Below are 14,436 nucleotides of genomic sequence, written 5' to 3'. Positions count from 1 at the left end.
CGACGCCGACTGCTCAGCAGGGTCAAGCGACGCTGGTCGGCGGCAGCATGCCGTGCGGTGCGGTGCGGCGACGGATGCCGAGATAGAGCAGTGCCGCCACGATGCCCGAGACGAAGTAACTCAGATCCGCACCGCCGAGCGCGTGTCCTACTGGCCCCGTGTAGAAATCGTTGGCCATGAACGGTATTGACACGATCACGCCGACGAGGAGTGCCGCGAGTCCTGCCGCGTTGTAACGGCCGAACACGCCGGTCGGGGTGTAGTAGTTCTCGACGGCGGGTGTGTTGCGTCCTGACCGCTGGACGACGTAGTAGTCGACGATCAGCACCGCAACCCATGGCGTGATGTAGTAGGACAGCACGTGCAGGAAGAGCAGGAAGTTCGCCTGGAACTGGTCCCCGCCGAACACCAAGGCGATGACGAGTCCGATGAGACCGGCGACCGTCACGGTGACCCACTGCGGCAACTTCACGTCGCACGTCAACGAATTCATCGCTCCGCTATAGAGATTGACGGAGTTGTGCGGGATGGCCGACAGCCCGAGCGTGAGCAGGACGACGTAACGCAGCCAGTCCGGTAGCGCGAGACCGAACGTGTCGAGCACATCACCGTCGGGGAGCAGCGTGATGAGTCCCGCGCCCAGGCACATCATCCATGTGGTCGATGCGAACAGACCGGCGGTGGCCGCGGTGAAGATCGACTTCGGGCTGCTGTTCTCCGGCAGGTAGCGGGAGTAGTCCGAAGCGTAGGGAGCCCAGCTCGCGGTGTACCCGAAAACCGCCGTGAAGAGGACAGACCATGCCAGCCAGTAGTCGGTGCCGGACACTGTGGCCGCGGTGCCGGGGCCACCGCCACGGAAGATGAGCACGACCGAGACGACGGTGAGCACGACGATGCTCACGTTGGTGATGACCTTGCCCAGCGTGTGCAGGATCTTGTAGCCGAAGATCCCGATGAGGATGCTGACCGCCGCGACGACCACGACTGTGGCGGCGTACGGGGTGTGCAGCAGGTCGGCAAGCGACTTGGCGCCGAGAACCGTTCCGACGCTGTAGTAGCCGATGCACATCAGGAGCGTGAGGAACGCGGGCAGGTAATTTCCGAAATATCCGAAGGGCGCCCGGCCCATCGGCAGCTGCGGCATTCCGAGCCGCGGGCCCATCACCGCACACAGCCCGGTGACGATGGAGCCCAAGATGTTGGCGAGGACGATCGCGCTGACGCTGCCCGTGAAGCCCAGCCCCAGCGGGCCGCCGCTGGCGCCGAGGTAGATGCCGGCCAGATAGATCACCGGGGCGAAGCGCACCGTGAACTGGTTGCGGGGGTTTCCGTACCGCTGGCTCACCGGGACGTGCGCGATGCCGCGACGCTCGGGCACCAACGTGCTGTCCGGGGATTTCACCGGAGGCGACTGCCCCATCCTGGTGCTGGCCTGCGTGCTTCGGTCGTTCATGCAGTTTCCTCGTTTCCCGAACAGGAAAATTGTGAGGGCCATCACGCTAGGGTCGGCGGGCCCGGATGCACACATGGCCGATAGCCAATGTCGATGGGCGCGCTTTGGCAGGAGGTGCCAAGCGAGGTGTCGCTGCCTTGACTGTGACTCAGATCGCTCCCTAGCATCGATTATCGATAATCAATTGATCGAGAGGGATCTCATGGTCAACGTCAGGAACGTCAGAGGAGGATCGGGGCTCGACCCGATCGTGGACGAGGTCAACGAGATCCTCGACTCGATCTTCGACAACGCCAAGCGCACCAGCGAGGAGTTCTTCGACTCGTTCGCCAAAAACCCGGAGCCCATCATCCTGGCGGAATGGTTGGCCACGAGGGCGTGGCGGGAGATCGACTACGTCTTTCTGCTGAACGAGGAGATCCGCCGTTGGGGTTTGGGTTTCGAGCGCAAGCACATCACGTTGTTGGCCAAACAGGCCTTTCAGGAGGCCGAGCACTACGAAGCGGTCAGCGGTGCGGTGGAGTCGCTTGGCGGCACCGCACCCACGAGTGTGCCTGCGGACTCGCGGATCTGGAGCGAGTTCCTCTGGGAGTGCCTCGACCGCCATCCGCTTGCGGCGGTCGCCGCGTGGAACGCCTCGGAGACGTCGGCAACCGGAAGCCTCGAGCCGACCTTCCTCGCAGCCGAGCGCCACGGATTTGACGAGGTCGTCCGCGTGCACAGGAAGATCGAGATCGACGAGAAGTTCCACGTCGGACTCGGACGGCAGATTCTCGCGCGCTACGCGAAAACGGACGACGACCGAAACGAGATCCTGCGTGCGATGCGCGGGATGCGCGACATCGCTGCGAACATGTTCTCCCCCGAAGCGGCAACCCGACTGCTGACCAGCTAGGGACCTCACCTGAGATGCTCGAAGGTAGGACTCTTCAATCACGCCTGCGGGTTTCGGCAGTCGTCCGCCACGCCGAGGGTGTGCTCGGTCTCGAATTGCGTTCGCCTGACGGGTCACAACTGCCGGAGTGGACTCCCGGCGCGCACATCGAGGTGGAACTGGCGGAAGGAATCGTGCGGCACTACTCGCTGTGCGGAAGTCCGAGCGACCCCTATGTATGGCGGATCGCCGTACTGCGCGAGCGTGCCAGCCGAGGCGGATCGAAGCTGATCCATGACAGTGTGCGGCCGGGCGACGCACTCTCAATCCGAGTGCTGCGCAACAACTTTGCCCTCGTCGACGCCGACCGCTATCTGTTCATCGCAGGAGGTATCGGGATCACCCCGATCCTGCCGATGCTGCACGAAGTGGCGCGCCGCGGCCGACCGTGGTCGCTTGTCTACGGCGGTCGAACCCGCGATTCGATGGCATTCGTCGAGCAGTTGACCGCGGTACCCGGTGGCGACTTGCACGTGATGCCCGAAGACGAGTTCGGCCTCTTGGACCTCGACCGCTTTCTGGGTACGCCTCAGCCTCACACGGCCGTCTACTGCTGCGGACCTGGCCCACTGCTGGATGCCGTTGAGCAGCAATGCAAACGGTGGCCCGCCGGTGCACTGCATGTGGAGCGCTTCGCGCCGCGGGCAGGCGGCACCGACGGTGAGTTCGACGTGCGCCTGGCTTCCACAGGCGACTGTCTGCGCGTGCCCGCCGATCGGACACTTCTCGAAGTCCTCGAAGATGCCGGCTTCGCGATCGACAACTCATGTCGCGCAGGGATATGCGGCACGTGCGAGCTGGCGGTGACGGACGGCATCCCCGAGCACAACGACGACGTGCTGAGCGACGAGGAGAGAGATTCGAACGACGTCATCCTGCCCTGCGTCTCCAGGTCCAAGACTCCCGTGCTGACCGTCGATCTGTAGCGGACATGTCGACACCTGCAGCCATTCGCGGGGAGGTAGCGGGCGCGACTCCGTATCTTCGGACTATGGCCGCGCGTCAACACCCGGTTCTGCACCAAACACTGAGCCATCAGATCCGCGACACGCTGGTGCGTCAAATCGTCTCGGGAGAGTTGGAACCGGGCGAACGACTGGTCGAAACCAAGGTCGCCGCCATGTTCGGCACCAGCCAGGCCCCGGTCCGGGAGGCCCTGCGGGAATTGGAGACCTTCGGACTTGTCGAGATCAGGCCACGGCGCGGCACGTTCGTGAGGTCCTTCGTGCGAGAGACATTGCACGAGAGCTATGTCCTTCGCGCTGCGCTCGAGGAGACGGCGACACGGCTCGTGCTGATGGCTTCGACGGTGCCGTTCGACGAGCTGACCGAGACCGTCGAGCGGATGCGGGGCGCGGCGGGCAGAGACGACACCGACGCTGTGGGTTTGGAAACCGTGGCATTCCACCGACACATCGTGAACGCCGCTGGCAACGAACTCATCAGACGCTCGTGGGAGAACCTGCACATCGAGGCGCGGACGTCAGTGACGATCATGGCGAGCGCACCGGACCTGCACGCCATCGCCGACGATCATCAGGCTCTTCTCGTCTCCTTGACCGACGGCGGTATCGACGCCGCGTGTGAACTGGCGCGCCAGCACCAATGGAACTACGCACAAGTTCCCGGTGACACCGCGCCGAGCTGAGCGGTGTACGTCGGGACACATCAGTGAAAATGCCTAGCACAGTTCAGAACTGACCACTGGACCGCCGACCGGTCCTCAGATCAGCATGGCCAGAGGCCATTCTGCGAGAGGACGACGATGACTGAGTCGATAGCCACTGTTGACCGGCACAAGAGCACGCTGCAGCGGCTGGCCGAATTCGGTCTGACGTTGCCATCCGCCGCAGTTCCAGTAGCCAGCTACGTGCCCGCGGTCCGTGCCGGCAACGTCATCTACACCTCGGGCCAGCTGCCGCTCGATTCCGGCTCGCTCATCCACACCGGCAAGGTCGGATCCGACGTGTCGGTGCATGACGCGACGGTCGCCGCACGGATCTGCACGTTGAACGCCTTGGCTGCGATCGGTACGCTCGCCGACCTCGATTCGATCGTCCGAGTGGTGAAGGTCGTCGGGTTCGTCGCCTCCGCACCGGGATTCAATCAGCAACCGTCGGTGATCAACGGCGCCAGTGATCTGCTGGTCGCCACGTTCGGCAATGCGGGCAAGCACGCACGCTCTGCCATCGGAGTTGCCGAGCTGCCGTTGAATTCACCCGTGGAGGTCGAGATGATCGTCGAAATCCGAAGTACGTGACGTCAAGCCGGGATGACGTCTTCGGACGACTGCGTGTTCAGGTGAGTCACCTGGATGCCGGCGTGTGTCTTGTGCCGGATGTTGATCCCGATCAGAACCGGGGTGAGTCCTTCGAGAAGACGGCTCATTTCGAGCGACCCCGCATCGACGACGCGCAGGCCCGCGATGCGTTGCATTGCGGCGGTGACGACCCGCTTGGCTGCCACATCACCACAGATCAGGGTGTCCTGGTTGAGGGGCTTTGCGAGGTCGCGCAGCGCTGCCGCGCTGATCGTGTGCAAGCCGGACGCCAAGGCCACCCGTTCGTCGATCGCCGACCGGGCCTGCTGGGCGGCGGATCCGTGCCAAGGCTCGACAAGATGCGTGGGGCGTCCTCCGACCGCGGTGGCGAGCGGAACCGTGGTGTCCAGCAACACCTGACCCGCCCGCCACTGGCCCGCAACGGATCTCAGCGTTTCGACGTGGCTGGCGAACGGGACGGCGGCGACGACGAGGCGATCAGCCCGCGCCACCGCTTCGCTGTTCAGGCAGCCGGTGAATGCGCCGCGATCGACGAGTTCGCCGGCCCGTTCGGCGGCCCGCCTGGCGCGGTCGGCGTCACGCGAGCCGAGACAGACGGTGTACCCGGCGACGCCAAGCCGCATCGCAAGGCCGAAACCCAGATTGCCGGTGCCACCGAGAATCGACACGGTCTCGCCTTCGACTGCCGGATGTGCAGGTGGTACCACGCTGGCCGACCTCCTCGACTGTCCGCACGCCGACGTGCTGCGGTTGGACAAACCATAGGAACAGTCGACATGGCGACCCATGGCTGCTCATGCCAAAGAACTTCGAAATAGTTGTCGATCGGAGCTAGGCTTGCCGCCAATGGACACGCCGGACGCCGTGACGCCGGATGCGAGCGGAACACTCACACTCAGCGAATTGCTCGATGACGAGGTGCTGGTCGGCGCCGAGCTCATCGCGGGACGATCAGGGTTGGACCGGCCGATCAGTGCGGTGAACGTGATGACTGTTCCCGATATCGATCGGTGGGTTCGCAAGGATGAGTTTCTGCTCGCGACCGGGTTCCCACTCCCCCGCGACGAGGCGGACCAAGGTCGGTTGCTGACGGATCTGCATCGCCTCGGGCTTGCGGGCATCGGCATCAAACTCGACCGCTACCTCCCCGAACTCGGGCAGGCGATGATCGATGCCGCCGAGCACCTCGGGCTACCGCTCGTCGTCATCCCGGAACGAATACGGTTCGACGACATCCTGACTCGGGCGTTCGCCATCATCGTCAACCGCCAGGCGTCGGCGCTCGCCAAGGCGCAGGAGATCCACCACTCGTTCCTCGCCATCACACTGTCCGGCGGAGGCCTTTCCGAACTCGCGAACAGTCTGTCGGGTCTGCTCGGACAGGCCAGCGTCGTGATCACCGATCAGCAGGGCACGCCGCTGGCGCAAGCAGGTGACGAGGCGCCGTTGGCTGATTTGCACCTCCTGGACGCCGCGCGCGCTGACGTGTTGCATCTAAGCTCGGCCGGGTTGCACACCAACGAAAAGACCGGCACGCGATGGGTTTCGCGCGAGATCCGGGCGGGTCGGCTTCATCACGGTTTCGTCGTCGCCGTCGAGGCACAACGACCGTTCGGTGAGTTCAGCCTGGTAGCGGTCGAACAGGCAGCGGTCGTCGCCGCGCTGGAGGTGACCCGCGACCTCGCGGTCGGCGCGGTTGAGCGACGCTTCTCCTCCAACGCCTTGTTCGAGCTCATTTCGGGCACCGAATCGGAGTCCGATGAATTCGCTTCGCTGGGTTCAGGTTTCGGATGGGACCTCGAACGCGACATCGTCGTGCTCGTGGGCCGCCGCGAGGGCACGACCCACGACGCCGATCCCCCCAAGCGACGGTCCCGGCTGGCGGATGATCGGGCAATCGAGTTCTGGGCGTCGGCGGTACGCGGGAGAGACAGGTCGGCTGCCGCCGCAGGCCTGGGGTCCGAACTGGTGGCGGTGATCGGCGCCGACCAGGATGTCCTCGCCGTCGCCCGGGGCGTCCAGGACGAGGTCGCGCAATTCACCAACGGTCAGTATGCAATTGGCGTCAGCCGACGGTACCCCGGGCCTGCGGGCGTCTCGACGGCCTACCGAGAGGCACGGACTGCGCTGCGTCTCGGACCGCGGGTGTCAGGCGCCAGCGCGGTGACCGCCTACGGCGAGCTCGGCTTGTTCCGGCTGTTGGCACAGGTCGACGACGAGGACCTCCGTGCGTTCGCAGAGGAAACCCTCGGACCCGTTCTCTCCATGAGTGAGCCGGAGCGATCGGAGATGTTCCAGACATTGGACAGCCTGATCGAACACAACATGAACATGGCCGAGGCCGCGCGGCACCTGCACTATCACTACAACACCCTGCGGTATCGGCTGGCCAAACTCGAGCGGCTGCTCGGCCCGTTCAGCACCAGCACTCCGGTGGCCATCCAGGTCGGGGTGGCGATGCAGATCAACGAGATGCAGAAGATCCTCGCGAAGCGGCCGAACTGATGGTCAGTCCGGGCGTACCCGGGAGCTGAGCCGCAACAGGAAGTCGGCGAGGCGGCTGCGGGTGACTGCCCAGATCAGCGGCAGCACTTTGATTTCGCTTCCCCCAGCCGGCCTTTCGGCGGCACGCAGCTTGGGCGCAGCCGTCGCGACGGAGACCGGCCGGCCCGGATGTTGGATGCGGTTGCCGAGCTCTCCTGCGAACTCGACGAACATCTGGTTGGACACGTCGCGTATCCCGCGGCCAAGGGATGCGATCCTGCCCGTCAGGTCGATGTCGGAGATGACGTCGATGCGGCTGCCCGCATCGGCCGGCGCGACGGCCAGCGCGACATGTGCCTTCACAGAACCCGATCCGCGGTTGTCGCGACCGGAAGCGTCGAGCACGATGCGTCGTGAGCCGGCATCCCGCTCGACGACCGAGGCGCGTCCCGCGTAGTTCATCTTCAGCGGACCGATCGCCACCCGCAGCACGCCTTCGTACCGGTCGTCGCCGAGATCATCGACGAGTTCGGCGCCCGGCATGCAGTCCACCACGGCGGCGGTGTCTTGAAGAAACGCCCACACGTCGTCGGGTTGCGCGCCGACTTCGGTTTGGTGCTTGAGCTTCACGCGCTCTTCCCCTTCTCGTGTTCGCGTTGGTCCAGCATGGCGAGGACCCGTTCCGCGGTGATCGGTAGTTCCGTGGGCCTGACACCGATCGCGGCCTCGACCGCGCTGGCGAGGGTGGCCGCGGGCGGCGCGATCGGCGGTTCGCCGATGCCCCTGGCGTTCAGCGGCCCACGGCCCTCACCGCTTTCGACGATGGCGACCTGAATGTCGGGCAGGTCCATCGATGTCGGAATGAGGTAGTCGGCGAACAGCGCCGACAGCGGGTGGCCGGCATCGGTGACACAGTCCTCCGTCAACGCGTAGCCGATGCCCTGCGCGGCACCGCCGATGATCTGGCCCAGCACTCTGGTCGGGTTGATCGCGCGGCCGACGTCGTGACAGGCGGCGTACTTGAGCACCCGGATATCGCCGGTCTCCACATCGACCTCGACCTCGGCAGCATGCGTGCCGAACGTGTAGTCGGGGTAGGTGTGGCCCTGGCCCTTCTGCGGATCGAAGCCGCCTGAGCGGGCGCGCCACGTGTGAAGGACCGACGTGTCCACGCGCGCGTCGTTGGCTGCCCGAACGAGTTCGGGAAGACTCAGCCCGGTTTCGCCGTTCTCGGTGCGTACCATTCCGTCGACCCACACCAGTGCGTCCTCGGGTACCCCGAGTTCCTTCGCGGCGACGGGCGTGAGTTGGTTCCGCAGCTTGCGCGCCGCGCGCAGGATCGCGTTGCCCGACATGTACAACTGGCGGGTTGCGAAGGTGCCGCCTGCCGGCGGAGTGAGTGCGGTGTCGCCGATGTAGACACTGATGTCAGCCAGCGCGACGCCGAGGATCTCCGAGGCAATCTGGCACAGGCTGGCGGCCTGGCCTGCCCCCAGATCGGTTACGCCGCTACGGATCAGCAATGTGCCGTCAGCCTGCAGCGTCACCCACGCGGCGGCGTGATCGCGGAACCAGATGGAGCGGCCATAGGGTTGCATGCCGCATGCGAAGCCTCGCCCGACCACCTTGGACGGACCACTGGGTTGGCTTGGCTCGCCGAGCAGTTCCAGCGCCGTCTGCCGCGTCTCCCCCACCGCGACGGCAGTCGTGATCGGCTCACCGCCGGCCAGCAGGTCACCCTTCTCGATGTAGTTGCGGTCGCGCACCTCCTCGCGGCTGAGGCCCAATTCGGCTGCCAGCGCATCCATTTGGGATTCGTAGCCGAGAGTCACCTGCATTGCGCCGAAGCCGCGGAACGCGCTGGTTGGCACATTGTTGGTGAAGACGGCCCGCGATCGGATGCGGACCACGGGCACCTTGTAGGGGCCTGGCGACAACGCGGCGCCGGCGAACAGCACGCGTGCGCTCAGGCAGGGGTAGGCCCCGGCGTCCCCGACGATGTCGGCATCGAGCGCGAGGATCTTTCCCTCGCGGGTGGCCGCGGTGCGGTAGTGCATGGTGAACGGGTGCCGCTTGGTGCTGGCCAGGATCGATTCCTGGCGCGACCACACCATCCGCGCCGGTCGCCGAGTGCGCCACACCAGCAGCGCGAGATACGGCTCGACGGTCATGTCCTCCTTGCCGCCGAAGCCACCGCCCATGTACGACGCGATGACCCGCACCTGGCTCTGCGGCAGCCCGAGGATCGAAGCGATCTCCACCGCATGCTCGATCACCTGAGTCGAGACCCGCAGCGTCACAACGTCGTTCTCTATCCACCCGACGCCTGCCTCGGTTTCCAGATAGGCGTGTTCGACGGCCTGGCTGCGGTAGGTGCGGTCGATGATTACGTCCGCCTCGGCGAAGGCAGCGTCGATGTCACCGCGTTCGAGATGCCAGTTGACCAGCACGTTGCCCTCGTCGTGCACCAACGGCGCGTCGTCGGCCAGGGCGTCCGCCGTGCTGAAGACGCCGGGCAGTGGCTCGTATTCCACGTCGACGAGATCGGCTGCCTCAGCCGCGGTCTCGGGATCTTCCGCCGCCACCACCGCGACGGGTTCGCCGACATACCGGACCCGGTCGCGGGCAAGCACCGGTTGCTCGACGGTGATCTCGCCGAGCCCACCGCTGGCGTGTTCGACGATCGCGTTGTGCGGAATGTCGGCGGCGGTGAGCACGGCCACCACGCCCTCGAGGCGCTCCGCCGCCGACGTGTCGATCCTGACGATCCTGGCCGGGGCGGTATCGGAACGAACAACCTTGCCGTGGATCATTCCCGGCAGTTTCCAGTCGGCGGCGTACAGCAGCGTGCCGCGCACCTTGTTCACGAAGTCGTGGTGCGCGGGCGACTGTCCCACCACGTGGAAGTCGCGTTCCCGCTCCTCGGGGCCGGAATCGGCGTCGGGATCGAATTCCGCTGGCGCGCCGGGTGGTTCGGTGGTGTCGGGTGTTGTTCCTGGTTCGACGGTCGTCACTGGGCACCTCCCGTCTCTGCCTGCGCGTGCAGGTAGTCCTCTACCGCGTCGACGATGGCCTGGTAGCCGGTACAGCGGCACAGATTGCCGACCAGTTCGTGCCGGATCTCCTCGCGCGTCGCGTCCGGATTGCGTTCGGCCAGTGTGGCCGCTGTCAGCAGCATGCCCGGGGTGCAGAAACCGCACTGGGAGGCGCCGCGTTCGAGGAAGCACTTCTGCAACGGGTGGGCGTCCTCCCGCGGATCCGACCAGCCCCGCAGCGTGACGATTTCATGGCCCTCGGCCTGCACGGCGTATACGCAGCACGCGCTCACCGGATCGCCGTCCATGAGCACAGTGCACGTGCCGCACACGCCTTCAGCGCACCCGTACCGCACGTCCGGCATGCCCAGATCGTCGTGCAGGACATCCAGCAGCGTGCGGTCGTTGCGCACCCACACCTCGTGATCGCGGTTGTTGACGCGTAGCACCACCTGGGTCCGAATCATGGGGTCCGATCCTCCTGAGCGAGCACCTGCTCCAGCAGTCGACGGGCGTGTACGGCGACGAGCCGCCGCCGGTAGTCGGCGGTGCCGTGCAGATCCGTGTCGGGGTCAACTGACGCTGCGATGGCTTGTGCGCTCTCGCGTGCGCGGTCCGGGTTACCGGGGTCGGACAGTGCGGGCACGAGCAGTTCGTCGTCGACGAGCAGCGGGCGGTCGGCGACGCCGCCGAGCACCATCCGGAGTGTGATCGCTCCTGCTGCCGAAGGACGGGCCATGACCGCGACGCTGACGGTGGCGAAATCGGAGTAACGGCGCACGACTTCGTGGAAACCCCAACGACTCTGGCCCGCGACCGGAATGCGTCCCCCGACGATCACCTCGTTCGGTTCCGCCACAGTGGTGAGGTAGGTGAGGAAGAACTCGTCGGCGGGGATGCTCCGTGTCCCTGCGGGGCCTTGCACCAGCACCTCGCCGCCCATCGCCATGGTGACGGCCGCGATCTCACCGGTGGGGTCGGCGTGCGCCAGGGTGCCGCCGAACGTACCCCGGTTGCGCACGCGGACGTTGCCGACGAACTGCACGGCGTGGGCCAGCAGTGGCGCGTGGGTGCGCACCGCGTCGGAGGTCGTCAGAACACGATGGCGGGTGTTGGCGTCGATGACGAGGTGCCCGTCATCGACGTACGGCGCACCGGCCGGGATCGGATTGACGTCGATCAGCGCTTCAGGGAAGGCCAAGCGCAGGTTCAACATCGGGATGAGGCTCTGGCCGCCCGCCAGAATCTTCGCCTCGCCGTTCCACAGCTCCAGCAATTCGACTGCGTCGGACCATGATTCGGCGCGCTGGTACTCGAAGCACGTCGGCGCGGTGCGCCCGCCCTGCGACGGCATCGTCTCGGGTACGGTCATCCCGTCACCTCCCGACCGTTCCGGTCGTCGCCGTTGACGAGGTAGCGGAGCAATTGCAGTTCGGAGTCCTCGATCGGCGCGAGCACCTCGATGTCGTCGTGCACCAGCAATGTGAAACCCGTTGCGTCCTTGACCTGTTCGAGCGTGACACCGGCCTGAAGGGCGCGCACCCGCATCCGGCGGGACTGTGGTTCGAAGTCGAGGAGCGCGAGATCGGTGACCACCCAGCGTGGCCCGCCGAACAGCAGCCAATTCTGGCTCCTGCTGTTGCCCCCGGTCAGGTAGCCCGGGCTGGTGACGAAGTCCACTCGTTCGACGAACCGGCGCGGCTCGTGTTGGGTGACCACGACGACCTGGTTGCACATCGATGCGATGTCGTTGGCTCCGCCAGGGCCGGGCAGGCGCACCGACGGCCGCGCCGGGTCGCCGACGATGCTGGTGTTGACGTTGCCGTACTGGTCGACCTGGGCGACGCCGATGAATCCGTAGTCGAAGAAGCCACGCTGCGCCATCAGGAAGATATCGGTGGCACCGGTGAGCATCTGGGCGCCGACCGCGGCGCGAACTTCGTTGGTCGACGCCGGAAGCTCGCCGGGCAGCAAATCGATTCCGATCATTCCGCCTTCCAGCAGCACCGTCAGCTGCGGCGCCTGACGACGCTTGGCGATCGCCGCGGCAACCAGTGGCTGACCGATGCCCGCGAACAACACCTTGCCGTCTTCGAGTAACCGGCTGGCGGTGATCGTCATGACCTCATCCGGCTTGGCGTCAGGATGCTGCGGCGCAAGCGATCTCGGTTGGATGTCCCGCCCGGTCGACTGATCGGTCACGGAATGGGTCATCTTGGCAACATCTCCTCAGCGGTGCGCCGTAGCGCCCTCAGTCGGTCAGGCTCGATCGAGGCGAGATAAGCGTTGTGGTCGGCGTGCGCCGTCAACTCCGAAGCGTACGACCGCGCTCCGTCGATGCCGTGCGCCTTCACGTTGCCCATGTACGCCGTGAATTCGTCGAGATCGGCCTCGTAGTGGCCGTAGCATTCGTGCGGGTAGGCGCCCATCGGTTGGTGCACCACCGCGTCGACGGCGAATCCCGGTATCACCGTGCGGGCGGGATCACGGCGGATCTGGTCGGTGTCGACGATCTGCTCGGCCGTCACGACGACACGTCGCGCGGACAGCGCGAGATCGGAATCCATCAGCTGGTAACCGTCGATCTGAGCGTTGCCGAGTACGTCCGCACGTTGGACGTGAATCAGTGCCACGTCGGGGTTGAGGCTGGGAACGGCGTTGAGCAACTGCCCGGTGTAGGGGCATTTCACCTTCTCCAGTCCGAGTTGTTGGTCGATGTCGGATCCCAGCATGCTCAGCGTCGGAAGAAACGGCACTCCCATGGCTCCGGCCTTGTAGCGAAGCCCGATGCCCAGATGGCTCCACTCCTCGAAAACCTCGCGGCCGCTTTCGACCAAGTGCCGCACCACCGGTGCCAGACCCCAGCCGTGCCCGATCCCGATCCAGCTTGTCATGATCCGGTCCGCGGCACCGGTCGCCAGCATGAGTTCGGCCTCGAAGCACGACAGCGGCCTCGTCATCGTCAACCCGGTGCGTCCCTGCCGCAGCACCTCGATCAGCAGAGCCATCGGCGTGCGCGCGTGGTTGGTGCCGCCCACCCCGACGACCGCGTCGTTGGGCACGAACCGGCGCACGGCTTCGGCGGCCGTGATCACCTTGTCTTCGCCCGCGCGGTCGAGGCCTTCGAGTTCCCTGCGCGCGGCCGTCACTCCGGGGGTGCTCAACCGACCGCTCATGCCGCACCCACCAGACTGCCCAACAGCGGACGGACCTCGGCGGCGAAGCGTTCCACCTGCTCGGGGTCGTAGGCGTGCGGGACGAGGCAGATCTCGTCGACGCCCGCGTCGAGGTGGGCCGCGATCTGCTCGGCGCAGTCATCCGGGGTTCCGCAGATCGCGCTGTCGGGCGTCGCGTTGCTCCACTCCGGGGTGTCGAAGTACGAGGCCAGCCACGGGCCGGTGCGTGCCTTGGCCTCTTCTTTCGACGAGCCGATGCAGATCGGCAGTTGGTTGAGCGTGTGCAACTCAGCGGGATCGCGGCCTGCTTCCTCGGCGAAACGCCGGATCTTGGCCCAGGATTCGGTGAAGGCCTCGGGTGTGTAGAAGTAGGTCAGCCAGCCATCGCCGAGCGTGGCGGCGCGCTTGAGTACCCGATCGACGTAACCGCCGATCAGCACCTGCGGTCGCGGCTGCGGCTTCGGCAGCATTCGCACCCGGCGGAACGACAGGTCGTCCCAGGAACCCGTCACCTCGTCTTCGGTCCATAGATTCATGCAGATCTCGAGATTGCGTTCGAAGAGTCGCCCCCGACCCTTGAATGGTGTTCCCGTGGCGTCGAATTCACGCTCGTACCAGCCGGCGGCGACACCCAGGCGCAGTCGTCCATTGGAGATCGCCTGGATAGTCGCCGCGGTTTTCGCCAGCAGTGCCGGGTCGCGAATGGGCAGCACGAGCACACCCGTGCCCAATTCGATCGTGGTCGTGTGGCTGGCCAGAACCGCCAGTGTCGTCAGCGCCTCCAGCTGAGGGAAGGGTTGACGGCTGCCGAGGAAGAGGTGATCCCATGCCCACAGTGAGGTGAACCCGAGTTGCTCGGCCCGCGAGGCCGTGGCGAGCAACTCGTCGATCCGGGGGGTCTTCTCGGCCGAGGTGAAATTCTCCACGGCCAGCCCGAAGGTCGCGGACATCGCGCCGTCCTCTCCGTTGCATCTCAGTAGCGTTCAAGGGCTGGTGAGGCGCCAACGTTAGGCGAATCCCGCACCCCGCTCCATGTCATCGACAGCCAACTGGAGCTCCGCTGTTTGTCACCG

Annotated in this window: 14 protein-coding genes; 5 read left to right on the top strand and 9 right to left on the bottom strand. The window is 65.7% G+C overall.

Translation table 11 applies throughout. The features are described 5' to 3' along the window. Positions 1 to 22: 22 nt before the first annotated feature. Positions 23 to 1,453, bottom strand: coding sequence for a cytosine permease (locus tag C1A30_RS14630; RefSeq protein WP_160112749.1), 1,431 nt, complete (start codon positions 1,451 to 1,453; stop codon positions 23 to 25). A gap of 202 nt (positions 1,454 to 1,655) precedes the next feature. On the opposite strand from C1A30_RS14630, the gene C1A30_RS14625 reads away from it, so the two are divergent. The 4 genes from C1A30_RS14625 to C1A30_RS14610 all read left to right on the top strand — a co-directional run bounded on the left by C1A30_RS14625 (position 1,656) and on the right by C1A30_RS14610 (position 4,647). Continuing rightward, the gene (locus C1A30_RS14625) at positions 1,656 to 2,348 is read left to right on the top strand and encodes a hypothetical protein (protein WP_101948975.1); all 693 of its coding nucleotides are present in this window, start codon (positions 1,656 to 1,658) and stop codon (positions 2,346 to 2,348) included. Positions 2,349 to 2,362: 14 nt separating this feature from the next. Further along, entirely contained in the window at positions 2,363 to 3,313 is a 951-nt protein-coding gene (locus tag C1A30_RS14620; RefSeq protein ID WP_200828265.1) for a PDR/VanB family oxidoreductase, read from the top strand. Positions 3,314 to 3,378: 65 nt separating this feature from the next. Then, a complete protein-coding gene (locus tag C1A30_RS14615) occupies positions 3,379 to 4,035 on the top strand; it encodes a GntR family transcriptional regulator (RefSeq protein WP_160112748.1) in 657 nt (218 codons plus the stop codon). A 117-nt stretch (positions 4,036 to 4,152) separates the two neighbouring features. After that, entirely contained in the window at positions 4,153 to 4,647 is a 495-nt protein-coding gene (locus C1A30_RS14610) for a RidA family protein (protein WP_101948972.1), read from the top strand. Positions 4,648 to 4,649: 2 nt separating this feature from the next. Here C1A30_RS14610 and npdG read toward each other — a convergent pair whose 3' ends face one another. Then, positions 4,650 to 5,336: an NADPH-dependent F420 reductase gene (gene npdG / locus C1A30_RS14605; RefSeq protein ID WP_200828264.1), complete on the bottom strand. Its 687-nt coding sequence runs from the start codon at positions 5,334 to 5,336 to the stop codon at positions 4,650 to 4,652. A gap of 178 nt (positions 5,337 to 5,514) precedes the next feature. Here npdG and C1A30_RS14600 point away from each other — a divergent pair, with 178 nt between their 5' ends. Continuing rightward, positions 5,515 to 7,173, top strand: coding sequence for a PucR family transcriptional regulator (locus tag C1A30_RS14600; protein ID WP_160112747.1), 1,659 nt, complete (start codon positions 5,515 to 5,517; stop codon positions 7,171 to 7,173). A 3-nt stretch (positions 7,174 to 7,176) separates the two neighbouring features. On the opposite strand, the gene C1A30_RS14595 is transcribed toward C1A30_RS14600, so the two are convergent. The 7 genes from C1A30_RS14595 to C1A30_RS14565 are packed head-to-tail and all read right to left on the bottom strand — an operon-like array spanning position 7,177 to position 14,313. Next, entirely contained in the window at positions 7,177 to 7,782 is a 606-nt protein-coding gene (locus C1A30_RS14595; protein ID WP_101948969.1) for an SRPBCC family protein, read from the bottom strand. Next, positions 7,779 to 10,166, bottom strand: coding sequence for a xanthine dehydrogenase family protein molybdopterin-binding subunit (locus tag C1A30_RS14590; RefSeq protein ID WP_200828263.1), 2,388 nt, complete (start codon positions 10,164 to 10,166; stop codon positions 7,779 to 7,781). The genes C1A30_RS14595 and C1A30_RS14590 overlap by 4 nt, the downstream gene beginning before the upstream one ends. Continuing rightward, positions 10,163 to 10,654: a (2Fe-2S)-binding protein gene (locus C1A30_RS14585; RefSeq protein WP_101948968.1), complete on the bottom strand. Its 492-nt coding sequence runs from the start codon at positions 10,652 to 10,654 to the stop codon at positions 10,163 to 10,165. Before C1A30_RS14585 ends, C1A30_RS14590 begins: the two co-directional genes overlap by 4 nt. After that, a complete protein-coding gene (locus C1A30_RS14580) occupies positions 10,651 to 11,559 on the bottom strand; it encodes a xanthine dehydrogenase family protein subunit M (RefSeq protein ID WP_101948967.1) in 909 nt (302 codons plus the stop codon). The genes C1A30_RS14585 and C1A30_RS14580 overlap by 4 nt, the downstream gene beginning before the upstream one ends. After that, a complete protein-coding gene (locus C1A30_RS14575; protein ID WP_200828262.1) occupies positions 11,556 to 12,401 on the bottom strand; it encodes a CoA-transferase subunit beta in 846 nt (281 codons plus the stop codon). The genes C1A30_RS14580 and C1A30_RS14575 overlap by 4 nt, the downstream gene beginning before the upstream one ends. Beyond that, a complete protein-coding gene (locus tag C1A30_RS14570) occupies positions 12,398 to 13,363 on the bottom strand; it encodes a CoA transferase subunit A (protein WP_101948966.1) in 966 nt (321 codons plus the stop codon). Before C1A30_RS14570 ends, C1A30_RS14575 begins: the two co-directional genes overlap by 4 nt. Continuing rightward, positions 13,360 to 14,313 (bottom strand): LLM class flavin-dependent oxidoreductase, encoded by a 954-nt coding sequence (locus tag C1A30_RS14565; RefSeq protein ID WP_101948965.1) that lies wholly within the window; start codon positions 14,311 to 14,313, stop codon positions 13,360 to 13,362. Before C1A30_RS14565 ends, C1A30_RS14570 begins: the two co-directional genes overlap by 4 nt. Positions 14,314 to 14,436: the final 123 nt, after the last annotated feature.

Source organism: Mycobacterium sp. 3519A, assembly GCF_900240945.1.
Taxonomy (GTDB): Bacteria; Actinomycetota; Actinomycetes; order Mycobacteriales; family Mycobacteriaceae; genus Mycobacterium.
The sequence above is the reverse complement of the archived record's forward strand: the minus strand, read 5'-3'. Positions and strand labels throughout refer to the sequence as shown.

What these genes read in the sequence shown, in the direction of transcription:
- C1A30_RS14630 (WP_160112749.1), bottom strand. Translation starts at nt 1,453, where the DNA reads ATGAACGACCGAAGCACGCAGGCCAGCACCAGGATGGGGCAGTCGCCT.
- C1A30_RS14625 (WP_101948975.1), top strand. Translation starts at nt 1,656, where the DNA reads ATGGTCAACGTCAGGAACGTCAGAGGAGGATCGGGGCTCGACCCGATC.
- C1A30_RS14620 (WP_200828265.1), top strand. Translation starts at nt 2,363, where the DNA reads ATGCTCGAAGGTAGGACTCTTCAATCACGCCTGCGGGTTTCGGCAGTC.
- C1A30_RS14615 (WP_160112748.1), top strand. Translation starts at nt 3,379, where the DNA reads ATGGCCGCGCGTCAACACCCGGTTCTGCACCAAACACTGAGCCATCAG.
- C1A30_RS14610 (WP_101948972.1), top strand. Translation starts at nt 4,153, where the DNA reads ATGACTGAGTCGATAGCCACTGTTGACCGGCACAAGAGCACGCTGCAG.
- C1A30_RS14600 (WP_160112747.1), top strand. Translation starts at nt 5,515, where the DNA reads ATGGACACGCCGGACGCCGTGACGCCGGATGCGAGCGGAACACTCACA.
- C1A30_RS14585 (WP_101948968.1), bottom strand. Translation starts at nt 10,654, where the DNA reads ATGATTCGGACCCAGGTGGTGCTACGCGTCAACAACCGCGATCACGAG.
- C1A30_RS14580 (WP_101948967.1), bottom strand. Translation starts at nt 11,559, where the DNA reads ATGACCGTACCCGAGACGATGCCGTCGCAGGGCGGGCGCACCGCGCCG.
- C1A30_RS14575 (WP_200828262.1), bottom strand. Translation starts at nt 12,401, where the DNA reads ATGACCCATTCCGTGACCGATCAGTCGACCGGGCGGGACATCCAACCG.
- C1A30_RS14570 (WP_101948966.1), bottom strand. Translation starts at nt 13,363, where the DNA reads ATGAGCGGTCGGTTGAGCACCCCCGGAGTGACGGCCGCGCGCAGGGAA.
- C1A30_RS14565 (WP_101948965.1), bottom strand. Translation starts at nt 14,313, where the DNA reads ATGTCCGCGACCTTCGGGCTGGCCGTGGAGAATTTCACCTCGGCCGAG.